The sequence below is a fragment of the Shewanella sp. ANA-3 genome, assembly GCF_000203935.1.
In the GTDB taxonomy this organism is placed as follows: domain Bacteria; phylum Pseudomonadota; class Gammaproteobacteria; order Enterobacterales; family Shewanellaceae; genus Shewanella.
In genome coordinates this window covers 4,173,329-4,198,192 of the sequence record NC_008577.1, presented here as the reverse complement: position 1 = coordinate 4,198,192, position 24,864 = coordinate 4,173,329, and the positions used below count along the sequence as shown (strand labels likewise).

At 46.6% G+C, this 24,864-nt stretch carries 21 protein-coding genes; 14 read left to right on the top strand and 7 right to left on the bottom strand.

Annotation, left to right across the window (positions count from 1 at the left end):
• Nucleotides 1–814: 814 nt before the first annotated feature.
• Genes SHEWANA3_RS18305 through SHEWANA3_RS18275 form a run of 7 tightly spaced genes read left to right on the top strand, consistent with a single transcriptional unit; the run spans nucleotide 815 to nucleotide 8,353 of the window.
• Complete coding sequence (locus tag SHEWANA3_RS18305; protein ID WP_166485361.1) at nucleotides 815–2,737, top strand: hypothetical protein; 1,923 nt, start codon at nucleotides 815–817, stop codon at nucleotides 2,735–2,737.
• Nucleotides 2,738–2,775: 38 nt separating this feature from the next.
• The gene (locus SHEWANA3_RS18300; RefSeq protein ID WP_041412797.1) at nucleotides 2,776–3,294 is read left to right on the top strand and encodes a hypothetical protein; all 519 of its coding nucleotides are present in this window, start codon (nucleotides 2,776–2,778) and stop codon (nucleotides 3,292–3,294) included.
• A complete protein-coding gene (locus tag SHEWANA3_RS18295; protein ID WP_011718284.1) occupies nucleotides 3,294–6,356 on the top strand; it encodes an FtsK/SpoIIIE domain-containing protein in 3,063 nt (1,020 codons plus the stop codon). Before SHEWANA3_RS18300 ends, SHEWANA3_RS18295 begins: the two co-directional genes overlap by 1 nt.
• Nucleotides 6,346–6,624 (top strand): hypothetical protein, encoded by a 279-nt coding sequence (locus SHEWANA3_RS18290; RefSeq protein ID WP_041412795.1) that lies wholly within the window; start codon nucleotides 6,346–6,348, stop codon nucleotides 6,622–6,624. Before SHEWANA3_RS18295 ends, SHEWANA3_RS18290 begins: the two co-directional genes overlap by 11 nt.
• Nucleotides 6,614–6,883, top strand: coding sequence for a hypothetical protein (locus tag SHEWANA3_RS18285; protein WP_011718283.1), 270 nt, complete (start codon nucleotides 6,614–6,616; stop codon nucleotides 6,881–6,883). Before SHEWANA3_RS18290 ends, SHEWANA3_RS18285 begins: the two co-directional genes overlap by 11 nt.
• A 2-nt stretch (nucleotides 6,884–6,885) precedes the next feature.
• The gene (locus SHEWANA3_RS18280) at nucleotides 6,886–7,896 is read left to right on the top strand and encodes a hypothetical protein (protein WP_011718282.1); all 1,011 of its coding nucleotides are present in this window, start codon (nucleotides 6,886–6,888) and stop codon (nucleotides 7,894–7,896) included.
• A gap of 4 nt (nucleotides 7,897–7,900) precedes the next feature.
• Nucleotides 7,901–8,353, top strand: coding sequence for a hypothetical protein (locus tag SHEWANA3_RS18275; RefSeq protein WP_041412793.1), 453 nt, complete (start codon nucleotides 7,901–7,903; stop codon nucleotides 8,351–8,353).
• Nucleotides 8,354–9,155: 802 nt separating this feature from the next.
• Here the strand turns inward: SHEWANA3_RS18275 and SHEWANA3_RS18270 are convergent.
• A complete protein-coding gene (locus tag SHEWANA3_RS18270; RefSeq protein ID WP_011624059.1) occupies nucleotides 9,156–9,401 on the bottom strand; it encodes a DUF3297 family protein in 246 nt (81 codons plus the stop codon).
• 276 nt (nucleotides 9,402–9,677) lie between these two features.
• On the opposite strand from SHEWANA3_RS18270, the gene SHEWANA3_RS18265 reads away from it, so the two are divergent.
• The gene (locus SHEWANA3_RS18265) at nucleotides 9,678–10,067 is read left to right on the top strand and encodes a ribosome recycling factor family protein (protein WP_011718281.1); all 390 of its coding nucleotides are present in this window, start codon (nucleotides 9,678–9,680) and stop codon (nucleotides 10,065–10,067) included.
• A 177-nt stretch (nucleotides 10,068–10,244) separates the two neighbouring features.
• Here SHEWANA3_RS18265 and SHEWANA3_RS18260 read toward each other — a convergent pair whose 3' ends face one another.
• Nucleotides 10,245–11,909: a methyl-accepting chemotaxis protein gene (locus SHEWANA3_RS18260; RefSeq protein ID WP_011718280.1), complete on the bottom strand. Its 1,665-nt coding sequence runs from the start codon at nucleotides 11,907–11,909 to the stop codon at nucleotides 10,245–10,247.
• A gap of 275 nt (nucleotides 11,910–12,184) precedes the next feature.
• On the opposite strand from SHEWANA3_RS18260, the gene SHEWANA3_RS18255 reads away from it, so the two are divergent.
• Together SHEWANA3_RS18255 and SHEWANA3_RS18250 are read left to right on the top strand one after the other, a co-directional pair.
• Nucleotides 12,185–12,427, top strand: coding sequence for a hypothetical protein (locus SHEWANA3_RS18255; protein WP_011718279.1), 243 nt, complete (start codon nucleotides 12,185–12,187; stop codon nucleotides 12,425–12,427).
• Between the two features lie 218 nt (nucleotides 12,428–12,645).
• Nucleotides 12,646–14,832 carry an OsmC domain/YcaO domain-containing protein gene (locus tag SHEWANA3_RS18250; RefSeq protein ID WP_041412791.1) on the top strand — a complete coding sequence of 729 codons (2,187 nt, stop codon included), beginning with the start codon at nucleotides 12,646–12,648 and terminating at the stop codon, nucleotides 14,830–14,832.
• 84 nt (nucleotides 14,833–14,916) lie between these two features.
• On the opposite strand, the gene SHEWANA3_RS18245 is transcribed toward SHEWANA3_RS18250, so the two are convergent.
• On the bottom strand, nucleotides 14,917–15,825 hold the full coding sequence (locus SHEWANA3_RS18245) for a GGDEF domain-containing protein (protein ID WP_011718277.1): 909 nt from the start codon (nucleotides 15,823–15,825) through the stop codon (nucleotides 14,917–14,919).
• A 245-nt stretch (nucleotides 15,826–16,070) separates the two neighbouring features.
• Between SHEWANA3_RS18245 and SHEWANA3_RS18240 the strand changes: the two genes are divergently transcribed.
• The gene (locus SHEWANA3_RS18240) at nucleotides 16,071–16,553 is read left to right on the top strand and encodes a cupin domain-containing protein (protein WP_011718276.1); all 483 of its coding nucleotides are present in this window, start codon (nucleotides 16,071–16,073) and stop codon (nucleotides 16,551–16,553) included.
• A gap of 93 nt (nucleotides 16,554–16,646) precedes the next feature.
• Here SHEWANA3_RS18240 and SHEWANA3_RS18235 read toward each other — a convergent pair whose 3' ends face one another.
• Nucleotides 16,647–17,561, bottom strand: a complete 915-nt coding sequence (locus tag SHEWANA3_RS18235; protein WP_011718275.1) for an alpha/beta hydrolase — start codon at nucleotides 17,559–17,561, stop codon at nucleotides 16,647–16,649.
• A gap of 327 nt (nucleotides 17,562–17,888) precedes the next feature.
• Between SHEWANA3_RS18235 and SHEWANA3_RS18230 the strand changes: the two genes are divergently transcribed.
• Nucleotides 17,889–19,250, top strand: a complete 1,362-nt coding sequence (locus SHEWANA3_RS18230) for an MATE family efflux transporter (protein WP_011718274.1) — start codon at nucleotides 17,889–17,891, stop codon at nucleotides 19,248–19,250.
• A gap of 50 nt (nucleotides 19,251–19,300) precedes the next feature.
• Here SHEWANA3_RS18230 and SHEWANA3_RS18225 read toward each other — a convergent pair whose 3' ends face one another.
• A complete protein-coding gene (locus SHEWANA3_RS18225) occupies nucleotides 19,301–19,906 on the bottom strand; it encodes a DUF4274 domain-containing protein (protein WP_011718273.1) in 606 nt (201 codons plus the stop codon).
• 83 nt (nucleotides 19,907–19,989) lie between these two features.
• Nucleotides 19,990–20,415: a CBS domain-containing protein gene (locus SHEWANA3_RS18220; protein ID WP_011624048.1), complete on the bottom strand. Its 426-nt coding sequence runs from the start codon at nucleotides 20,413–20,415 to the stop codon at nucleotides 19,990–19,992.
• A gap of 261 nt (nucleotides 20,416–20,676) precedes the next feature.
• Between SHEWANA3_RS18220 and SHEWANA3_RS18215 the strand changes: the two genes are divergently transcribed.
• Entirely contained in the window at nucleotides 20,677–22,443 is a 1,767-nt protein-coding gene (locus SHEWANA3_RS18215) for an alkaline phosphatase D family protein (protein WP_011718272.1), read from the top strand.
• A 333-nt stretch (nucleotides 22,444–22,776) separates the two neighbouring features.
• Nucleotides 22,777–23,343, top strand: coding sequence for a phosphoribosyltransferase family protein (locus SHEWANA3_RS18210; RefSeq protein ID WP_011624046.1), 567 nt, complete (start codon nucleotides 22,777–22,779; stop codon nucleotides 23,341–23,343).
• A gap of 84 nt (nucleotides 23,344–23,427) precedes the next feature.
• Here SHEWANA3_RS18210 and SHEWANA3_RS18205 read toward each other — a convergent pair whose 3' ends face one another.
• Nucleotides 23,428–24,693, bottom strand: a complete 1,266-nt coding sequence (locus SHEWANA3_RS18205; RefSeq protein WP_011718271.1) for a glycerophosphodiester phosphodiesterase family protein — start codon at nucleotides 24,691–24,693, stop codon at nucleotides 23,428–23,430.
• Between the last annotated feature and the right edge of the window lie 171 nt (nucleotides 24,694–24,864).

Sequence of the window (24,864 nt, the reverse complement as noted above, 5' to 3'; positions counted from 1 at the left end):
GATGGTTATTTAAATTAAGTGGGTTAACTAGCGATTATTACCTCCAGAAAAAGGCGAACCTTTCGGTTCGCTTTTTTGTTACTTGTTTTTCCCAAAAGTGAGCTGAGGCTCCAATTCTTATTCCAGATAAGTTACCAGTTTTGAGATACCAAAAGTAATCATTAGCAAGAACCAAGACCTGCTCCCTTTGCTTCTCTCACTTAAATGAACTGAATGACTATCAGTTGGTTATGTTCACTCGATTTCATTGCAAGATATCGGGTACATTTGTATGAAAATCAAACCTACTTGTGTTTCTATAGAAGTAACGAATATGTGTGTTCTTGTTTGCGGATGGGATGCCACATTTTTGAGCAAATCAACACCAATCCAAGCTAACCAGCTGTGGCTCGGGCTTAATTCATTAAGGAGAAAAAGATCTAGAGAAAACAACTAATATCTTTTGCCACACACTCTAACAACGTGGGATCCCATTGTACGTCTGGTTAACTCGCGTTTGGACAAACCATCTTGGAAATGCCAGCACCTGATTACGCTTAATAGAAACACAGTTATCACTCCACATTCTCCTGCATATGGTTCGCAAGAGAATGTGGATCAGATGTGGATGCTAATTAGGGGGTAAAGTGGAGCAGTTGGGGGCAAATTAACACAGTCTTATTTTGAGGCGTTATAGTGTCAATGAAATGTGATCTATTCCAATTATCTATTGATCTTTATCAATTAATTATATTGTTTTTTCTCAAGAAATTGCAGAGAATAAATGTTAAGTGAAACATTCAGTTTGTAAAAAACGTTTTTTACGAGGTAAGATTTGGCATTCGAACATGGAAGTGATGGCTTAGGTATTAAAAATCCATTAGTCGTTGAAGGTACGTTAGGAACCGCATCTGGCATAATTATAACTCTTAGTGGGATTTATCCTCTTTTACAAGTATCGATGGCAATTAAGCAGGATGTCATTAGAGCATGGCTGTATGCGCTTGTTGGGTTGTATTTGTTATATGTTGGATTGCGTCTGGTCGCTGATGGAGCAATTAGGTTGTTTCGATTTTATGTCGGCCGCAGCAGTCCTTCATCCTTATCAAAGAAAAAAAACAAGGCGGGTAGCTCGGGTGGTGATTACAACCAAGGACCTTTTGCTTATTCTCCTGAACAACTTGAGTCGATGCTCAATGGGCGAAAGAATCTGACATTCAAGGAACCTTCTGCTTGGCTAGAACAACTCCTTCATACCATCTACCCCTCATTATTGTTTGCGCCATATCGAATGCGCAATTTAGCACAAGAATTGTTTTCGACGGTAGTAACGACAATGGCAGCATTAGTCGCATATTCCATCTCCTATTTTGTTTGTTCCAATGGACTGGCAGGCAAGGCTGGCACCATCATAATACCGATTATGTCGGTAGGATTGCTGGTTTATCTCACCTTTGTTTGGCTGCGTGCCGCTAACCTAACGAAAACATTCAGTGACCATCAATTGTCTGTTAAATCAGCATTTGGCTTAAGCAGACTGATTGGTTTTTCAATTCTAGTACCTGTACTACTTGGCTACGGTTACAACCAATTGCCACAAGATATTGCTAAAGAGGTACTATCTGTTGCTCAAATGATCAGTTTCAATGCTTGGTTTAACCTGCTGCTATTGTTTGGATTGGTATTACTAGTCCTTAGTAGCCAAGGATTCTTACTCCATCAGCGCCTGAAAGTGGTCAATGCCACTACAGAGGTAAGTGAGTACAGAGAGAACCTCCAAGAGTCAGTGCATCCACGTGAACTATTTATCCATCTAGAAAACTCTATTCTGGCAAACTTACGTTACAAAGAAATGCCAAACCGAGTCTATCAGGATCTAGAACCATCACTGGATGAGCAAGGTAAGGGAAAAGGAAACTTTCATGGACAATTATTGCTTGAAACTCAACCCGTGCACGAAGCTATCGGCTTTTCAGATGTGTTTAAAATAGTCCGATTTGGTAGCTCTTTTATTGCTCAAATATTGACGGTGCTGGGTGTCGGATTGACTGTTTGGGCTGTCTTTGATGGATACGATGGATACCAGTTGATCACTCATGAAGTACAACATTTGCAAGGAATGCGTGTTAATGAGGCAGATCTTTACGCGCTCATAGAAAAAATTGCGAATTTTGCAGTGAGTTTCTTAACTCTTCTGTTCGCTATGACGGCGGTGAAATCGGCGGCGAAAATTCTTAAACATAGTACGCATCACTTTTGGGCAGAAATCCAGTTTAATTCGTTATTAATCTGGATGAAGATGGACGGTACATTCAACGAATCGAAGATTTCGACAGGTATGTCGATTCATGATAGTACACGTTCTGAAAACGTCTTGGTACGTAGTTCCATTTCACCTTGGTTTATTTGTTCTCGTATAACAAGTTCGGTTTTTGTTCGTAGCGGCAAACAAAATCTGGAAGTACCTCGCTTGATCATGAGCATGATGAAAACTGATAGTGAGATGAAGTTGATTACTGCAGAACTGAAAAAATTCCTACAAAATCGCGAAAGTATCGCTGCAATCCGCAATGAACAAGATCTAGGTCACACCAATACCATTTTTCAAGTTAACGAAGCCACGCGCGCCCACATAAATCTACCCCAAGATACAGCATTAATGGGAATAGTAGGCGCACAACGACACATTGAAGAATCGACTACTAATGATAATGAATTTGAAACCGCATTGTCATTGGAACCAACTAACAGCAATTAAATTAACTAATTTTAGAATATTTCAAAGGAGTGACGATTTTGGACCTCAGAAAATATGCCGAACAACAAAAGGCGTTTTCCAATGAGCTTGTTGCTGCTGAGGAGGCGGTAAGTCAGCTTGAGAAAGAAAAAGCTCAATATGTAGAAAAGCTAACTAAATTCAAATCAGAAGTTCAAGACATTGTAAATTTGAGCGCTGCTCAATGTGTAAAAAGGTTAGCAAGGGCTAGCGTGATTGAAACTCTACGGTTGAAGCTACCGCTCAGCAAAGCGTCTGGGCTTAAAATAACTAACGAGACTGAGTTAGTACATCAGCAAGAATTCAATCGTGCGCTTGAGGCAAATATTGAGGTCGCTGGCGCATTCGATGAATGTACGAATTTACTTGAACAATATGATCAAGCGATACAAGACGAAAAAACTGTCTTCCTGGAGAAAAAAGCAGCCCAAAAGCGGAAACTAACAAAAGTTATAAAGATTTTGCTCATCCTGTTAGTTATCGCGGGAATAGTTGGTATCAAATTAATTATGAATAAAAATCCGGGGGTGCAGGGCTAATGGCGAAGCTAGATAAAAGTGATCGACACGCACGTAACGTAGTCGGCAAAAAATTTGATGAACTGGTGTCTGGTTTAGTTGCTTCAATTCAGCCATTTTTGGAAAAATACACCTTTGTGACCAAACCTCCTTATGGCAGCCAGGATCCGCAAGATAGCCTCCGCGATAAGATATTAGTCGAAAATGCGACAGTAGCTCAGGTTGTTGAAAAATCTGCGAAAACGCTTCGAGATTTATTGATAAAGCGGGTTGAAATTTATGAAGAAATGCATCCCGAAAATCAAAGCAAAATGGATCAACTGATCCAAAGTGCCAAGAATCAACAACAGTCTGTTAAAGATCAATTTGATGCTTTCACTAAAGCTCTACACCCGGCGTTGTCATTTGACCTAGGGAAGCCGGATTGGGCTAAGCACGACTTCGCACAAAATATTCTAGCGAATGAAATATTCGTTTTCTTCACAAAGGATGAACTCACAGGTATTCAAGCTCCTATTGTCGTTCCATTTCTAGATAGCGAATCGGCCCTGCACTTCACATTCAACACACCTAAGGGCAAAGAGAATGCACATGGGGCGATGCACTCTCTAGTCATGCGTATTTGTGCGATGATGCCGTATAGTTCAAAGTTTTGTTTGCTTGACCCGTCAGGTATGGGGGGAGAGTTCCCATACCAGGGACAGTTGCAATCAATACGCTTTGGCCACAGCGATACTGCAAGGCTACTTGAAGATGTGGTAGACGATATCCGCCGTATTTCTGGTTCAGTCCTGAGTACTGATGCAAAGCGTTTGATTGAGGTCGACGCAGAATTACGTAGTGGTGAGAAATTCGAATTTATCGTTGCTGCTAATTTTCCTCATGGCTATGACCGTCGGTCGATAGAGTTGTTAGCTCAAATAGCTAACAACGGAGCTCGTGCAGGTAAACACGTTATCTTATTGCAAGACACCAACGCCGAATTACCAAATGGTGCAAGCATGGAAGCGTTTAAAACATTGAAGCCTCCCATGGGCGATTTTGCCTCCAAAGAAAAAGCTTACTATACCTCAGTTAGTGACAGTGTTATCAGTGAACTATTAGGATACTTGGTTAAAGGTAAACCCAAGGAAGCTAATCTGGAGTTCAAACACCTTGTCGATTTGGATGCTCCAGATACTTGGTGGAAAGGTGATGCATCACAACGGATCCAAACTTCAATTGGCGGTGCGGGAGGGCGTAAAAATGATCTCACATTGTGGTTTGGCCATAGCCAAGATGGTCGCACGTGCTCACATGGTATGCTTGGTGCTACTACAGGGGCTGGTAAATCTAACCTATATCATGTGTTCATTATGACCCTTGCCTGCCAGTATTCTCCTGATGAGCTGCAGTTTTATTTGATTGATGGTAAGCAAGGTGTTGAATTCCAAAACTACCCACAACTGCCCCATGCTCGAGTCGTTTCTTTAAAAACAGCACCTGAACTGGCACGCAGTGTATTGGCGGAATTGGTTGAAGAGATGGAACGTCGCAATGAATTGTTTAAATCGTTGAAGGTTGAAGACATCTTTGGTTACCGTGCAGCCGGGTCTCCAAATGGTAAGCTCCCTCGATTGCTGCTAATTGTTGACGAGTTCCAAACCCTGTTTGAGGATGACCGAGATGGTGTCGGCTCTGAGCTGATGTACAAACTATCCGGGCAAGGTCGAAGTGCCGGCATCCATATGTTTGTTGGGTCACAGCGTTTTGGTGCGCCAGATATGACTAAGCAGACTGCCATTTTTGGTAACATGCATTTGCGTGTTGGTATGAACATGAGTGAAGCTGACGTAACTGCTTTACAAGAATTTGGCCCAGAGGGCAAAAAGCAACTTAGAGCTTGTAAAGAAAAAGGTCAGGTGGTGGTTAATGATGGGCTAGGTGATGACCGCAATAACAAAGCCGGTCGCGTAGCTTTCCTTGAACGCGATCTACAAAAGAAACTTCTGTCACAACTGCGGGCTAAATGGGAGGCAGAGTACCCAGAGCAATCAGACCGTCGCGCAATTCTATTAGATGGTTCAGGTCAGCCATCGATTGTTGACAACCCTCAATTACGTCGCTTGCAAAAAGATAATTTTACTCGTCCAGACAACGAAAATTGGCAAAAATTTGCGAATGCCCAACCGCATGAAGGTGGTTTGGGCGAACCAGAGTGGTACTCAGTTGAGCATCCGACAGTTATCTGGCTAGGCCAAGAGATGAATATTCATGGTCATGCGCGTTTGATCATGCGCCGTCGTGCCCACGAACACATAATATTAGTGGGTGATGGTAATGAAGCTCGCTTAGGACTGTTGGGTTATACCTTAGCGCAGATACCTTTGAATCATGACAGTCATGACTATAAGTTGCTGGTGTTGGATCGTAGTATTAAAGGCTCACCTTGGAATGGAGCCATTAAGTTAGTTACAGAACAGGCATCTACAACTGACAGCAGTTTTCACGAAATTTTTTCTAGTTTCTGGGTACAATTACAAGCAGTCAAAACTGAGTTAGAACGTAGGCGCGAGATAGATGAAGAGCAGATGCTTCAAGAACCATCAATTTACGTAGTCTTAAATGATGCACAACGTCTGAATGACATTCAAAAACCTGAAGTGGGTTTAGGTTCAAAATCACGTTCTGATGCAAATAAAGTACTTACTGACTTGTTAGAAAGCGGTGGTGAATTAGGTATTCACCTCATCATGACATTCGACACGATGCGTTCTGTTGGTAAAGTGTTTGAGCGTCGAGAAATTGAGGGGTTCCGCCACAAAATAGCCTTACAAATGTCAGAAGAAGACTCATTCAGTTTAATGAAAACTCGACGGGCTTCGCGATTACAAATTGGTGGAAAAATACCCATTTATGCCCTTTATCTAGACCAGATGCAAAACCGTCCTTTGGTGTTTAAACCATATTGCTATGTAAGTAGCGAAGAGCAAACAGCTGAAGAGCTGTTCGCCAACACAGTCAGTAACTTGTTAGACAATATCGCAAACTGGAATAGCGATGTGCAACAAGAGGATATTCTGGAGGCTGCAGTTGTCGCTTAATGAGGTTGAAAGTCAACTCCATATTCTGATTGGCGGGCTCGAGCAAGCGAGGGAAACATTGCTTAGTAATCACCTGCGATTACGGGAAATCATCGAGCAAGCATTAGCAACAATAGAAGCTGACGGTCAAGTAGTTGAAGAGCTCAAGTCCTTCGCTGAGGACTTGGACGATGTAGCTAATGACGGCTTACAGAGGCGAGTCCCTGATCTTGTAGCGAGCTTAGAGCGTCGTCAGGCGATATTGCGGAGCTATCTATATGACTATTAAACATGAAATCCCGGCGCTTAAGCAGGTGCAACAGATGTTGAAGGCTAATCAAGCCAGTATTAATGGCGAGCTTGAGGAGCTGAACCGTCAATGGTACGCGTTACGCGACAACTATGAGGGTGAAGGCGCTGAAAACACAGAAGGGATGGTAATGGATCTGGGCTCTTGGCTGGAAGAGTACACAAACAAGTTGTTTGAATTTGAAACACGACTTCAGCAACGCATACAACATCTTGAGAATCTGAAACCGGAGGACTGAGTATGCAACCTCGATGGCTTATTGCTGAGTTTGACGAGCGTAATCATGAGCAAGGCTACCTGCTTGAATTACTGAGGGAATATTATGAGTTACAACGGCAACTCAAAATTCTGTCGGACGAATATTTGGTGCGTGCGCAAATCTGCTATTCCAACGAATTACGGGATTCAGAAGACAGAAATTCAGAGCATATAGAGCGACGCCAACAAGCGGGCTATTTGGAACACTCCACACAAGATATGCACCATGCAACACAGGCAAATATAGATAGTTGTGAAAGGCTGACAGAACGTACCTCCGCCTTAGTTCATACTTGGGAAAAGCAAGTGCATTTGGCTTCTGGCTGGGTTAATCGGGCCACGCGAGAGCGTGAATCGGCTGAGGCGGAACTAACCTATTCTCAAAGCAATTTAAGTAGCGCTGAGAGCTTGTTGTCAAATGCTGAGGCCGCATTAGCTTATAAAAGAACTCAGTATACCGTTCGTCATTATAAAGATAGCAATGGGAAGTGGCGTGAAGAAAGAATCCCTGCAGATACCACGGCTGAACGAGCTGCAGTAGCAAGAGCTGCCGCAGCAGTAGCAAGGTGCAAAAGTGCTGTTGCGGCTGCAGAATCCCGCCTTGCACAAGCCCGAGAAGACCTTCGCGCAGCTCGAGTTCAGTTGCAAGATGCCCAATTTGCTAGAGATGACGCTCACACCGCAGATACTACAGCCAGAAATGCCCTTGATTATGCAGGGCAAGCCTGTAAATCATCTGTGCATTCGCTGAACCAGTGTGATGATATCGACCATCTAATGCAAATTATGGATTCAACCCTTAGTGATCTGGGTGAAGAAGTAGATTATCAAGGTGCTACGTTGGCACAGATGAATGAGCTCAACACTTCAGTGCGCATACAGTTACAACGTATCGATCATGATATATCCGAAATTATTCAACAAACCTTCCAGTTGAAGAATGTATTGACAGATAAAGCAGATCTGCTTTACGCATTTGATAGCCCGGAGTAATACGATGTCTGGCTTTGATCCTGATCATTTTCGAAATCAGCAGCATGAAATTGCAGAAAAATTTTTTGCCGTAAAATATAACAGTGAAAACGTAGTTTCAGTGTGGGAGGGCTTTTGTTCCCATTGGGCAGACCACAGTGCTCAGCGAGTTAACTTACTGTTTGCTCGTCCACTTCACGAGGCAACATCAGCGGTTTTGGATGCCAACAGGCAATGTAATGAACTGCAGCAAAAAATTGCCATGCTATTTTTTCAAATGCAAATGGCAATAGGAAAAGCATCTCATATCAGATCTATCCAAGAACAGGAAGTGGACCAATCGTTGGTACAGTTCAGCACCTTAGAAGAAGAACTCAAACGTGGTAAGAGGCTAATATTTGAGAGTGAAGGATTGGCAAAAAAAGCTGATTCAATTGCCCAAAAAACAGGTAATGGAGTTAAATTGTTGAAATCGTGATTTGTATAAGATTTATAAACCAAATGCCTGAATTATGTCATTACGGCTAAACATGGGTGGTAATGTATATTTTGACATTGAAGATGGTGTTGTCACTGATTTTTCAATAAGTATGCATTTAATGGACTTTGTGGATAAAGCAAAACTAGCCGTCCGATGGAATTTCATCACCAGCTTCATCCGAGCTAAGAACGAGTTTTCCTAAATTTTGGTAATCCTAAATGTCGGGATTAGAGCAAAAATCCTAACATGAAATGTCCCAAGATGTGCTTTTGAGGTGTTGCCTGAATGCAACTCTTTATTATTCTTGGGGGATTGCAAGTTACCTATTTATTTTAAATGGATTATGTTTAGTTTCCATTTTGTATTGTTTCGGAATCCACTTCCTGTTTAAGCTAAGTTTAGAAAGTTTCCAATTATGTTTGCACAAACTATTTTTGGGTTCATATGTCAATCAATGAGTTGGAAATGCCTATGGTTTCCATCTCGAATAGTCATGATCAGGAGGCAATTATGAGTGAGGCGGCATGGTACAGATTGGCTGCTTTGTCCTTAAATAGCGTGCTCGATAGTGGCGTTCGAGTGTGGCTCTGCATTTCCCTTAGTGGTCACACTTTAACCCGCGCTATGCGGTTTAATCAATGCGTTTTATCACAAAAGCTTATTTTAAATAATGACTTGTGAATATCTGGGGAGAGGTATTGGGAGGAAGCTTTGGTGTTACGTAGGGCAAATAAAAACGGCCAATCGAATTGGCCGTTTTTATTATCCATTAAGCTGCTATCCATTAAGCTGCGGGTGCTTAACGGTAAAATGCTTCTACTGTGCCTTTGATGGTTAACAGCAGAGGTTGACCGCGACGGTCTAAGGATTTGCTTGGTACTTTAACCCAGCCTTCGCTGATGCAGTATTCTTCGACATCGAAACGTTCTTTACCGTTCACGCGGATACCCACATCGTATTGGAAGACTTCAGCTACATGGTGGCGGCTGCGTGGGTTAACCGAAAGACGATCCGGTAATGCGGGTTGTGAAGTTGTGTCAGTCATGGTCGTTATCTGTAGTGAACAAAAAGTGCGTTATTGTAGGCAATCCCGCCGCCTTGCTCAAGGACTGTTGTTGTCAGTCTGTGATGCCTAAGCCGCTATCTTGGGCGAGTGGCACTTAGCGTGAGTTGTTGCATAAGCCTGTATCGTCTTTTGTTCGCACCCGCCGCGGGGTAAACTCTGGCGGCGTTGGCTTAAGGCTTGCGCTTAACGTTTACGACTTATAGCCGTGCCCCGTTATTCACCATATTCGACCCAAGGCCCGATAGTTAACTTGCCATGCACGATGATATTAGTATTCCCTTGCCATCCCTTATCCATCGCATCGGCCGCGAGGCGGTCAAGCGGGCGCAGGCGATTGCCGTGCAAAATGGCTGCGAGCTTAAGCGGGTGCGCCGCTCCCGAAATTGGAGCATCACAGGGCAGGCTATCGCGATTCAAAGCTGTTGTGCCGAGTTAACAGCCCAGAGTGATACTGCCGAATTCGCCTTTATGATCAAAAAGATCGACAGCGGCTTATTACAACACGCCGATAAGCTTGAACCACTCGGCGCAAAATTGATTCGCCTAATTAACCAAAACCCCGCCATTACCTTGGGCGAACTGATGCAGCAAACTCAGTGCACGATGAGCGAGGCACGCTTTGCCCGCTTCGAGGCCGAACTCTAATGCCGAGCTTTGATGCCGAATTCTGGGCTTAGGCGGGGTCATTAGCAGGCAGCACCCAAGAAAAAGGCCTCAATTGCTTGAGGCCTTAGGTGGTTAAAGATAGTGATTTATACAGAATCGACTAACACTGAATCGATTAACATTTGATCGACTTACGCCAATATCACGCCTTAGGCATTAAATCTTAAATTGGCCCACGAGTTTGCCGAGGTTAAGTCCTTCCTGCGACACGGTTTGGCTCACGCTCGCCGCCTCTTCGCTTGAGTGCAGCAGCTCATTCACAATCTCTTGAATGGCAAACACATTGCGGTTGATTTCTTCGGTCACTGAGCTTTGCTCGGTCGCCGCCGTGGCAATTTGGGTACTCATATCGTTGATGGCGGTTACTGCCGAGGTCACTGAGCCTAAGCTTTCGGAGATGGCGCGGGACGAATCCACCGAGCGTATACAGCTCTGCTGACTCTCTTCCATGGTTTTAACCGCTAAGCTAACCAGCTTGTGCAGCTCAGATAGCATCTCGTTGATTTCTAATGTGCTTGATTGAGTGCGGCTGGCTAAGTTACGCACCTCATCGGCCACCACGGCAAAGCCGCGACCCTGCTCGCCAGCGCGGGCGGCTTCAATCGCGGCATTTAATGCCAGCAGGTTGGTTTGCTCGGCAATGCCGCCGATCACCGAGAGCACGCTATTAATTTTTTGCGACTGTTCACTCAAGGATTGAATATTGCTGGCGGCATTATTGATTTGCGCCATCAGCGCCGAAATCTCCTCTAACGAGGCATCGACACAGCGCTGGGCATTGGCCACATCGCCCGTGGCGGCGTGGGTCGCTTCGGCCACTTGGGTGGTATTTTGCGCCACTTCACTCGCGGTGGCAGACATCTCAGTAATGGCGGTCACCACTTGATCTGTCTCATTGTTATGGCTGATAAGCTGGCGCGACATCACTTTAGTTTGGTCATGAATCGCATTGGCTGCGGTTTTAACCTTAGCGGTGGCATGGGCCACATCGCCGATAATGGTTTGCAGTTTATCGACAAACAGGTTGAAGGAGCGGCCAAGTTGAGCTATTTCATCGTCGCCCTTCACCGCGAGGCGCTTGGTTAAATCGCCTTCGCCTTTGGCGATATCGTTTAAGTTATCGGCCATGTTTTTAATCGGTGTGACCATGCGCTGGGCGGTCACTAAGATCACGGGGGCGGTAATGGCTGCTAATAACAGTGCAATCAATAAAATCGCGTAGGACTTATCGATCATCTGCTCGGTGACTGTGGTGCGGTAATCCTCAACCACGGCATCGATATCGTCGATATAGGCGCCAGTGCCGAGCATCCAATCTGTGCCTGGGATCATCATGGAGTAGCCGATTTTTTCGATTTGCTCGTTGGTATTGGGTTTTTGGAAATAGAACGAGAAATTACCGTCACCGTTTTTCGCGGCATTCAGCAGGCCGACAATGATCTTGGTGCCGCGGGGATCGGTCATATCGATTTTATTCTGCCCCTCGAGGTTGGGCATGACCGCATGGAACAGGTTTTTACCTTGAGAATCATAAAGAAAGAAGTAGCCCGAACTGCCAAAGCGAATATCACGTAGGGCTTGGTTAACATTGCCCTGTTCTTTTAACGATAGTTGGTATTGCACTATGCCTGCGGCGATTTGGGTGGCTTCTTTGATTTGGGTTTTACGCTCACCGATTAACTTTTCTCTAAATGTGGTGACCTCATCGGCAAGCGCCGATTGCTCGACATGGTAGGAAACTGTCATCAGTACAATGAAGGTCAGAATTAACGGGAACAATGCGAGTAGGAGCAATTTGTTACGTAAACTGAAATTAGACATGTTCAACAACTCCGGGATAAGCCGCTTTATTATTGCAGGGCAGTATAACGAATCCCCAATACTCTTAAGTGCTTAAGTTAACAAAAATCTAATGTAACCGACAAAATTGCAAAGTGGTATTTGACTTAAGGATGAGGGCGACAGGCTGAATCAACTTCGTTGATCTTAATCAAAGCCTAAATAAGCCAATGCGCTCATTATATTAGTTAATCTTTATACATAGGCGGTGCTTGTTTGTTTGAGCTTAATCAAGACGCGCAACTAAAGGCAGGACTGTGACTAATCAAAGGCTGATAACGCTGTTAAAAATCTGCATTGGCCTTGGGCTGTGCCTGATTATGCTTGGGATTTATCTGCATAACTTTAATGAGTCCGTCGAAGCCATGGGCGTTAAGGGAATTATTATCAGCGCCGTTTGCGTTGCCGTTGGCATGGCGTTATCCCTGCCGACAAAGATGTATCTCACCTTTTTACTGGTTAAGCGCGAGGCAGATAAGCAAGGCAGTTCAGAGCATTAACCCTTGGCTAAACCACAGTGAATGCCGCAATAAATCCTACTCTGCTGCTTGCAGCCCATGGCGTAAAAATCCCGCTGGTGTTTTTTTAACATAATTAACCCAAGACTAATGGGCGAAAAACACCGATAATTCCCCCCAAGACGATAGCGCCCAAGGGCAATGCTGTGCGGTAACGAATGCGATTACTGCGTTTGAGCATATTGAGTGGAAAAATTCTAATGGAAATCAAAGTTAATTTTCTCGACAACCTGAGACTCGAAGCCAAGTTCGACGATTTTACGGTAACGGCCGATCAGCCCATCCGTTATAAGGGCGACGGCTCGGCGCCGAGTCCCTTCGACTACTTCTTAGCTTCTTCGGCATTGTGCGCCGCCTACTTTGTGAAGGTATATTGTAAATCCCGCGATATTCCGACGGACAATATCCGCCTGTCGCAAAACAATATTGTCGACCCAGAAGATCGCTACAACCAGATTTTCCAGATCAATGTCGAATTGCCCGATGATATTTCGGATAAAGATCGCGAAGGTATTTTGCGCTCTATCGACCGCTGCACAGTGAAAAAAGTCGTGCAGACTGGCCCAGAATTTAGAATCGAAACCGTTGAAAACCTCGATGCCGACGCCAATGCCATGCTGATGGGCCACCCAGGCGACGACAGCAGCACCTATATTTTGGGTAAAGACTTACCGCTAGAGCAGACCATTGCCAATATGACCAGCATTTTGGCTGAGCTGGGGATGAAGATCGAGATCTCCTCATGGCGCAATATCGTGCCCAATGTGTGGTCACTGCATATCCGTGACGCCGCATCGCCCATGTGTTTTACCAATGGCAAAGGCGCAACCAAAGAGAGCGCATTGTGCTCGGCCCTCGGTGAGTTTATCGAGCGTTTAAACAATAACTTCTTCTATAACGATCAATTCTTTGGGGTTGAGATCGCTAACAGCGAGTTTGTGCATTACCCCAATGAAAAATGGTTTGCCCTCGAGGAAGACGACGTCCTGCCTGCGGGCCTGTTAGACGACTACTGCCTCGAGATTTATAACCCCGATGAGGAGCTGTGTGGCTCGCATCTTATCGACACTAACTCGGGCAATAGCGACCGTGGCATTTGTGCGATTCCTTACAAGCGTAAATCCGATGGCGAGACAGTGTATTTTCCATCGAACCTGATTGAAAACCTGTTCTTAAGCAATGGCATGAGCGCGGGTAACAATATCAAAGAAGCCGAAGTCCAGTGTCTCTCTGAAATCTTCGAGCGCGCGGTGAAACGCCAAATCATCGAGCAGGAAATCGTCCTGCCAGACGTGCCAATGTCTGTGTTAGAAAAATACCCAAGCATTCTTGCGGGCATTAAGGGCTTAGAAGAGCAGGGCTTCCCTGTGGTAGTGAAAGACGCCTCCTTAGGCGGTCAGTTCCCGGTCATGTGCGTGACGCTGATGAACCCGAAAACCGGCGGCGTATTCGCCTCCTTTGGTGCCCACCCAAGCTTTGAAGTGGCATTGGAGCGCAGCCTGACCGAATTGCTCCAAGGTCGCAGCTTCGAAGGTCTAAATGATGTGCCAAAACCGACCTTTAACAGCATGGCGGTGAGCGAGCCTGAAAACTTTGTCGAGCACTTTATCGACTCAACGGGTGTGATCTCCTGGCGCTTCTTTAGCAGCAAGCATGACTATGAGTTCTGCGAATGGGATTTTTCCGGCACTAACCAAGAAGAAGCGGACCGCTTATTCGGCATTCTAGAAGAGCTGGGTAAAGAGGTGTATGTTGCCGAATTTACCGAATTAGGCGCATCGGCTTGCCGTATTTTAGTCCCTGATTACTCAGAAGTTTATCCAGTTGAAGACCTGATTTGGGATAACACCAACAAGGCGCTGGATTACCGTGAAGATATTCTGAATCTGCATTCCTTAAGCACTAAGCAATTGGTCAATCTAGTCAATCGCTTAGAGGAAAGTCAGCTGGATAACTACACCGATATTCGCACTTTGATTGGTATTGTGTTTGATGAAAACACCGTTTGGGGTAAGTTGACGATTATCGAACTTAAGATCCTGATTTATTTGGCACTGGGTGCGCATGAAGAGGCGCTGGAATTAGTCGGTGAGTTCCTGCAATTTAACGACAATACCGTGAAGCGCAATCTGTTCTTCCAAGCAATGAGCGCGGTATTGGAAGTGACGCTGGATGAAGATCTTGAACTCGAAGACTTTAGCCATAACTTTACCCGCATGTTTGGCGCGGAAGTGATGGAACAAGTGGTCGGCAGCGTTACTGGCAAAATCCGTTTCAGTGGTTTAACTAAGACCAGCATGCAGCTCGAAGGAATTGAGCCACATTTACGCTTAATCGAAAGCTATAAGAAACTGCACGCCGCCCGCAAGGCCAAAGCGGCGCAATAATCGCAACGCGAAGCGTGTGATGTATATAAAAAAAGCGAACCTAGGTTCGCTTTTTTATTGGTGATTTGTCGGGGCGATGCGGCATCAAGCACTATTGGCGATAACGCGGTTTTTGCCATCCCGCTTGGCTTGATAGAGCGCTGCATCGGCGCGTTTTAGGGTGTCTTCATAGGATTTATCGCCCGCTTCTATGCTGGCGACACCTATGCTGACGGTGGCAAATAATCCCTTTACAGAGAGTTGCTGCAATGCCTTAAAGCAGCAGTCACAGAGGTATTCGGCAAACACTATGGCTTGGTCATGGTCAACTCCGGGCAGGGCAATCACAAACTCATCGCCACCAAAACGGTAGGCGCTGTCGGTTTTGCGAAATTGTTGTTGGCAGGTGTCGGCGACTGCCATGATAACGCGATCGCCCGCTTGGTGGCCCAGTTGATCGTTGATCCGCTTTAGGTGGTCCAGATCTAAGACTAAGATCGAGGCCGGAATACGGTGGCGGCTAAAGGTGTCGAAGAGTAGTTGTAAATCACGGTCTAAGCGGCGGCGGTTATAGAGCCCTGTCAATTGGTCGGTATCGCTTAACTGTCGCAGTTGTAATTCCAGTTTATGGCGCTTGGAAATATTACTGGCGACCCAGAGGACGACGGGTTCGTTATTCACCAGAAAATCTAACGCCTGAATGCGCCCCTCAAACCAGATGGGTTGCGATGGTCCTTCATCGGGTAAGCCTTTGACATCCTTATTACTGAGCTCATATTCCTCAATCAATAATTTACGGCTATCTAAGGCTTGCTGAATAATACCGAGGTAGTAAGTGGTTTTTTCGTCGTTGAGTACATCGCTCAGGTAAAGGCCGACTAATCCACTGCCGTCGTGGTAATAACGCGCATCTTTACCGCCAAACACCGCAACATAGCGGCCGCTTTGGGACAGGATAAACGCCGGATCGGGTAGCGCGTCCAGCACTAAAGCCATTTGCTCAATACTGACCATCAAACAAGCTCCCCACAAAGGTTATCTGACTTATTCAAGGCTTTGACACTTGCTAAGAATGTCATCATTCGCCATTCAGTCTATGGTAAGAATTTAGCTTTTTTTATGGCGAAAACAAACCTTAACCACATGGTATTCGTGTTTATGTTCGACTGGCAGGTGAGAAGCAAGCAGGGCACAGAGGATTAATTAAATTGGACTTAGGGTGTAGACTCTAGCCCGTATCAATTTAATGAGGGATGAGTATGCGCACGGCTGATGATTTTATTCAGTATTTAGAACTTGAGCAGCATGTTGAGGGCGGTTATTACCGTTCATCCTATCGCTCAGAATCGGCCTTCGATCCGAGTCGTCAGCTATGGAGCAGTATTTATTTCTTACTGCGAACCGGCGAAGTGTCGCATTTTCATCGACTCACGGCCGATGAAATGTGGTATTTCCATGCGGGTCAATCGCTGACGATTTATATGATTTCCCCTGAGGGCGAGCTGACCACGGCGCAGTTGGGGCTGGATTTAGCCGCGGGCGAAAGACCGCAGTTTTTAGTGCCTAAGGGCTGTATTTTTGGCTCGGCCATGAATCAAGATGGATTCTCGCTGGTGGGCTGTATGGTATCCCCGGGCTTTACCTTCGATGACTTTGAGCTATTTAGCCAAGAAACTTTACTGGCCATGTATCCGCAGCATCAAGACGTGATCCACAAATTGAGTCGGCCAGAGTCGAAATAGCGCAGTAGAGCATTGCGTTATCATGCAATAGGTTATTCGTTGAATGGATTCAATCGCCGCATGCCCCGCATTAAGGCATGCGGCTTACTGAGGTTAAACGCGAATAATGTGGGTTATCTGCACCATGGCATCCCGCGCCGATTGGCTGACGCCAGCGAGTTGGAAGAAGCCGTGGATCACCCCTAAATAGCGGCGGCAATGGGCATTGACGCCCGCATCTAATAGGTTACGGAACAGCTGTTCGCCCTCATCTAACAGCGGATCGAACTCGGCGGTAATAATGTGGGTTTCGGGTAAACCGGCTAGGTCGTGGCTGCGCAGTGGGCTGGCTTCAACGTCGGTTCTGGGGTGCCAGTCGAGGTACATATCAAAGCCCGTGAGCAGCGTATCGCGGGTGATAATGTACTTGTCGCCATTGTCGATATAGCTCTGACTCTTGGCGGTCGCATCCAACATCGGATAGATAAGCACTTGTTTTTTAGGTAACCATTGCCCTTGTGCCTTTAACCGCAGGCAAGTGACTAAGGCTAAATGGCCGCCAGCACTGTCGCCCATCAGGGTGATATTGGTGTCATCACCGCCCCATTGCTGGCAATGTTGTTGCACGAGATTGGCGGCATTGAAGGCATCGTCATGGGCTGCTGGGTACACATGCTCTGGGGCGAGACGATAGCTGACCGCTACCACTAACGCGCCGGAATCATTGGCGATTTTACGCAGTTGTTGATTGTGGGTGGCGATGCCGCCACTGACAAAGCAGCCGCCGTGATAGTAAATGACCACGGGTAAGTTGTTGTCCACCGAGGGTTTAAATAGCGTTAATTCGATGCCCTCAAGGGATAGGGTTTTAACTTCAAACACAGCTTCCGGCTCACCTGCCAATACTGTGCTGGCGATATACCCTTGGCGTCGCTCCTCAAGGCTCTGTTCGCGCACCGAAGGGCAACCTGCGGCGATAAACTCGCTCGCTAATTGTTTAATACCGTCTTCTAAATAGAGTTGGCTCATGTGCAGTTTCCCTGAATATATTCGGTGAGCGCTTATCGCCCCTTGTGGTCGGCAAAGTGTATCGGCTCGATGCTGAAAAGGGTAGTGCGTATTGGACGATATGGTATTAATCCTAGCTATTTCAGTCGATTAAAGATTGTTAATTGAGGCATTGCTGATGTTTTTCGACTTCAATGAATTGAGCTCCACCCAATGAATACGGTTGCAAGGGCAGGCTTTAGTGGTGACGAAGGATTGAGCACAATCTAAAAATGTAAGAAAATTACCGCTCGCCAGCCTTGGCGTGTTATTGCTATTTCACTTGTCTTCCAGCGGTAAGGATTGGACGTGGCTAAATCAGCTAAAACCCTGCAACAACGCATGGGCATTGTCGCCCTCACTTGGCCGATTTTTATCGAAACCTTGCTGCAATCCTTACTCGGGATCAGCGATATTTTTATGCTGAGCCATTATTCCGATAATGCCGTCGCCGCAGTGGGGCTCACCACCCAATTGATGTTTTTTATGATGGTGATGTCCATGATGGTCAGCACGGGCGCCAGTATTCTGATTAGCCAAAATAATGGTGCAGGGCAGACGCAGCAAGCGACCGATATTGGCGTGGCCAGCGTGGCCTTAAGCTTAGGCTTAGCCGTGGTGATGGGCGCATCGATGTTTTTCGGTGCCCACGGCATTATTAGTTTATTTGCACTAGAGCCTGAGGTCGCGGGCTATGGTAATGACTATCTGCTGATCTGCGGCAGTTTAAGCATAGGGCTGGTGATGAACATCGCCTTTGCCGCCATCTTACGTAGCTACGGTTTTACCCGCTCGGCCATGTTAGTTACCTCCAGCACGGGATTGATGAATGTGCTCGGTAACTATATTGCCCTCTATTCTCCCTTTGGTTTGCCAGTTTATGGGGTGACTGGGGTGGCGATTTCGACTGTCACCAGCCAGATTATTGGTGCCTTGATTATGTTGGCGGTGATCCGCCATAAAGGTATCCCACTGCCGATGCTGCGACTTAAGTTATTGCCGCGCAGCACCTATTGGAGCGTGATGCGCATTGGTTTGCTTAATGCGGGCGAAATGCTGTCCTACAACGTGGCACAGATGACCATCATCTATTTTATTAGTCAGATGGGCACACTCTCGCTGACCGCCTATACCTATGGTTTGAATATTAGCCGCTTTATTTACTGTTTTGCGGTGGCGCTCGGGCAGGCGGCGCAAATTCAAACCGGTTACTACGTCGGTAAACAATGGTTCGATGAGATTACTGGACGGGTGCAAAAGTATTGCTTGGTGGGCTTTATTACCTCCCTCGCCATAGTGTTAGTCTTTTATTGGCAGCGCTTTACCATTGTGGGCTGGTTGAGTGAAAACCCAGAGGTCATTCAACTTACCGCGCTTTTGCTATTGGGCTCCATCGCGCTCGAAACTGGCCGAGTCTTTAATCTGGTGATTATTTCGGCATTAAAAGGCGCGGGGGATGTGGCGTTTCCGGTGCGCGTGGGCCTGTTTAGCATGTGGGGAATTGGCGTGTTATTGGCTTGGTTCTTTGGGCTGCACTTAGGTTATGGCGTACTTGCCGCTTGGCTTGCGGTTGCGGCCGATGAATGGGTACGAGGCTTGATTATGGTGCACCGTTGGCGCTCGGGTCGCTGGCAGCGTTTTACCCGTATTCCGCCAGCAACGCCTATTTAATCACGTTAATAGCTTGGCTTTAAGCGTTCTACTTAAAGACAGCTTAGGGCTTATTGGTTACCCCATTTTCCCGATTTCAGCTGCTCATTTTTAAATTGTAGATACCTTGGATGCCCTGCATCAGTTTCGATTTCCATGGTGCTGTAGGGGGCAAAAATGGCCCCTGGAATTTGGCATCCATTGGTGAGGACGTCCTCTAATGAGGGCATAAAACATTCTTTAAACGGATCAAAATGGATTCTATAACTTGCATAGCCCCGCGCAACAAAGCGTTCGGTGATGGTTTTGAATAGCTGTCCAAAAGGCGTGTCGAGCCTCTGTGGCGTGGAGTAATAAAAGCCTTGTCCGTACCAGTAGAGCAATAAAGCGGTACCCGCATCGCAGAGTGGGTGTTCGATAATTGCTCTCACCATATCGGGATCATGGTCATCCCAATTCAAGTTGCCCGCGACAAAATGCAATTCCTCCATACTTTGTAAGTCACTGATACAGGTGATTTGTGTCGCCGCTTTGCCAAAGTAGGCGCTGTATTCATGTAAAGCGTCATAATCGGGATCGGCGAGCAATTGGGCGAGGCGGTCATGGTTGGCGATACAGCCTAATTCGGCGCATTCATAGGCGCGGATAAATTGTTCTTGGGTTAATAACTTAGCCACGGGCGTCCTTGGGATTGTTAAATAATGACACTCGCCAGCCCTGATAACTGCGGGCCAGCGAGAAAGAGTGAGGATGTTAGGTGCTAAGCTTGCTGTTGCAGCAGGGTACGACAGAGCTTAATAAAGTCGGATGAGGTGACAATCCCTAATACTTTCTTATCGTTATCCACTACGGGTAAGCAGCCGAGTTTGTTGTCGATAAAGTATTCTACCACCACGCTTAAGGGCTCATCGGCGGTTAAGTGCTGGCAGTCTTTGTCCATCACTGTCGCTATGGGAGTGTAGCGTTCCTTGCGATCCAATGCGCCTTGGCCGTATTTGTTCAGCATAGACAATACGCTGGCGATCATCTTCTTATGGGTGAGTACACCGACTAAGGTGCCGTCGGTTTCAGATATTACAGGTAAATGGCGCACGCCGCGGGTTTGCATTAAATGGTGGGCATCTTTCAGGCTTGCACCATCGCTGATGCAGATGACCTCAGTGCTCATAATGTCGCTGACTTTCATCCTATAAATTCCTTTTTTAACAATGCGCTAAGAAGTAGTGATCTTAGGCGCTATTTGCATCTGAGTCGATGTTAGCAGCTTAGTGATGCTCTGTGCCAGCACTGTACAAATAAAGAACGCTATTCAGTATAAGTTGATGAATTAAAAGAAATCATAAAAGGCTGACAAAGATGTCACAAATGTGTAACAGTGATGTCTCACAATCGGGGCCTCATTAGACCTCATACCAGTGAAACCTCATTTTTAAAGGGAATAATAATAATGAAACGAACCGTGACTCGTCGTGATTTTCTAGCAATGTCAGCCAAAGGTATTGGTGCCGCAGTGATCTCCTACGGCCTAATGGGGTGTAGTGACAGTGATGATGATAACTCTGTGCCCGCACAGTTTTTACATGGGGTTGCCAGCGGTGACCCTGCGCAGGATGCGGTGATCCTTTGGACCCGTGTGACGCCAGATTCTGCTGGGGATGTTAAAGTGAGCTGGCAAGTCGCCAGTGATGCGGCATTCTCACAATTAGTGACCACTGGGGAGATGGTCACTAATGCTAACCGTGATTACACGGTCAAAATCGATGCCCGTGGTTTACGTGCGGGACAAACCTATTTCTACCGCTTTATGACGGGCGGAAAAACCTCCGAGGTGGGCAAGACCCGCACTTTACCCGAGGGCGAAGTGAGTTCGGTAAAACTCGCCGTTATGTCCTGCGCTAACTTTCCTGCCGGTTATTTTAACGTGTATGAATTGGCTGCGACGCAGGATGACCTCGATGCCGTGGTGCATCTGGGTGATTATATCTATGAATATGCCCGTGGCGGCTATGCCAGCGAACATGCGGCAGAGCTTGGTCGTGAAGTATTACCCGCCAACGAACTGCTGACGCTTAGCGATTATCGTACCCGTTACGCCCAATATCATACCGATGCCAGCCTGCAAAAACTGCACGCGAAAGTGCCATTTATTACGGTATGGGACGACCACGAAGTGGCAAACGATACCTGGCGTGATGGCGCCGAGAACCACAACGAAGGCGAAGGGGATTTTGCGGTTCGTAAAGAAGCCGCACTACAGGCTTACTTCGAGTGGCTGCCAATTCGTCCATGGCGCGAGGGTAACCATGAGGAGATCTACCGCAGCTTCAGTTACGGTAACTTAGTCGACTTACATATGCTGGACACGCGCGTCTTGGCCCGCGATAAGCAGCTCGATTATGCCGATTATATGGATGCCAGCACGGGGGCCTTCGATGGGGAGCGTTTCCTCGCCGATGTGACTTCAACCACGCGCACCATGCTAGGGCTGACCCAGTTACTCTGGTTACAGGGCACTTTACTGCAAGCCACGGGTACTTGGCAGGTGTTAGGACAACAGATCCTGATGGGCAAGATGTCTCTACCTGCGGCAATCGCTACTCAGCAAATGAGCATTCCACAATATGCCATGCTTGGGGCGCTGGCGAAGTTAGCCGCCCGTGCGGCGGCAAACGATCCAACCCTAACGGCGGCGGAATTACAGTACTTACAGGCCAATCAAGCCTTGTTAACGCCCGAGGTGATTGCCCTGCTGCAACTGCCATCTATTCCCTATAACTTGGATGCTTGGGATGGTTATGCCTATGAAAGGGAAGTAATTTTAGGCACCGCTAAATCGAAAAATCACAACCTAGTGGTGATTGCCGGTGACACCCATAATGCCTGGGCGAATGAGCTTAAAGATGTCAACGGCGATACCGTTGGGGTCGAGTTTGCCACAAGCTCTGTATCATCACCTGGTTTGGAATATTACTTAAATCTACCGGCGGAGCAGATCCCCGCGACCGAAGCGGCGATCGTCGAGTTGGTGCCAGATCTTAAATATACCAACCTTAAAGATCGCGGCTTTATGACCTTAACCTTTACTAAGGAAGCGGTGCGTAGCGACTGGCATTATGTCAGCACGATTCTGGCGAAGGAGTTTGAAGAGTCGACCAGCCGCAGCTATAGCGCCATGACTAAGGTCGGTGAACACGTTATCAACCCTGTGAGCTAACTTAAGCGCCAAACTTAAGCTCCATTCTTTGCTTTGAGCCTGTGCTCGTTCCTTGTTGGCCACCTTTGGGTGGCCTTTTTTGTACGCTTTTTGTTAGTTCCATCCTAAAAATGCAAAATAAACGGCCGTTCACCTGCAACTTATGACTATAACTGCAGCACGGCGGTTTTTTTTGGTATAAAATTCGCTCCCAAAATTCGGCGGCTGCCTACACTTGCTAGGACTCTTATGAAGAGAATGCTGTTCTCGTGTTTTGGACGCCGAACAGACCTTACTAGGTAAAAGCGCTCGCGTTAACACCTAAAATCAATAATTAAGATGGGGATCGGTGTCATGTCAGAAAAATATTTCGTTACCGCACAGCAACTGCTCGAAGATTCATTTCTATTAGCTTCACAGGTTTATGAGAGTGGATTCCGTCCGCAGTTTATCGTGGGTATTTGGCGTGGCGGTGCTCCAATTGGGATCGCGGTACAAGAGTTTTTCGACTTTAAGAAGGTTGAAACCGACCATATCGCCGTGCGTACCTCGTCTTACTACGGTATTGGTACCGACAAGCAAAGCAAAGAAATCAAAGTACATGGTCTGCATTACATTGTTGAAAATGCGAATGCTAGCGATAGCTTACTGATTGTGGACGATGTATTTGACTCTGGCCGCAGCATCCACGCGCTGAAGGAAAAGTTAAGCCAACTGATGCGCTTAAACATGCCGCAGGACATTCGTATCGCTTGCCCTTATTACAAGCCAAAGAATACCGCTGTGCCTTTAAAGCCTGATTACTATATCCATGCCTCTGAAGACTGGTTAGTGTTCCCACACGAAGTGACGGGCTTAACGCCGGAAGAAATTGCCGAAGGTAAGGGCGATTTAAAAAATATTCAGCATCTTTTTAAGTAAAAAGAATCTGTTAATAAAAAGCGTTAGCAGTATTTGCTAACGCTTTTTTGTTTCTCGGTTTTGAATTTAGCCTATTTATTCGGTCTATAAATCCATGCAGTTGGCATAGTAAGTCACGGTCGCTGGCCAGTCAGAGAAGACGCCAATCACACCCACATCTTTGGCGAGCACATCGAGCAGCTCGTAGGTATCGCCTTCATTATCAATGGCATCGGTAATGCTTTGATAATACCAACCGCCGCCATCTTTCAATAATCCTGAGCGCTCTAAGCTCCAAGTGATGATCTTAAGTCCCGCTGCTTTCGCGGCTTTGGCATATTCCGATGGAATGATTTTTTTATCCGCATCTAAGGTCACCAGCACCCAGAGTGGTGGCGCGACAATCTCTACGCCTTGGGCTTTAAGTTCTGCCATTGATGGCAACCAGCTGGAGGAGTCCTGTGGGTCAAAACCCGCGTGAATATCGTATCTATCATCAAGATATACTGCTTGCTTGCCAAACTCGGGAGCGTTAGCAATCCAGTATTTTACATCTTCTAAATTAAAGGATTGAGGGAATACCTGCGAGGCATCGACGCCCGCAGCGGTATATTCATCGAGCATCTTCTGGGCGTACTCCTGCTGAGTAAAGCCATCGAAGGGCATAGCCACACTAGCGGCCTTTAGCTCGGGCGTCATTTTTACGCCAGCCTTTTTAAACATCTCAATACTCTCGGCGTGGGTCATTAGGGTGCCATTACCCGCATAGAGATCGGTGCGCCACTTAGGCGTGGCATTTATAAATTCCTCGACATTGGTCGCCTTTGGATTTTCGCCCTCCATCTTGCCCTTTAACATTTTAAATTCGGCGAGGGTGATATCGCTGGTGCAACAAGTTGCTGTGGCGGCAACGCCATTGGCCGCATCGGCGGGCGTAAAGGGGGCTGAACATTTATTGGCAAGTTCGGGAATAGCCAAAATATTGGTTGTGCTGGCGAGATCGCACTGGGAATGGCGACAGACTAAGGCTTTATCGGCGGTAAAAGTCACATCGCACTCGACGATACCCGCGCCAGAGTCGATGGCCGCTTGGTAGGATTCTTTGGTGTGTTCGGGGAATTGCATCGCCGCGCCGCGATGACCAATGGCAAAATCGCTACGGTAAAAATGGTCGGTTTCGCACTGGGCTAAACGGGTTTTTAAGCTGCTGTCCTGCATTTGACGCACCAAAAACAGTGGTCGCTCACCGACTTGGGCGGGCACCAGTTTGGCGGGCGGTGTGGTGTCGCTATCTTTGTTATCACTGTTGCAGCCTGTGAGCAGGGCCGTACTGGCGAGCAGCATGCAGAGTGTTACTGAGGAGGTATTCATCATCTTTCCTAAATTATTGATTACTTATTAATGGGGTCCCTCATACTCTAAAATTGCTATATGACTAAATAAGCTCAGTTTTATGACTAAAACAAGAAAAGATACCGTCCGCCAGCCGCTTTTGCGCTAGCTTGATACTGAGCTTAGGACTAAGATTAGGGCGAAAAATTA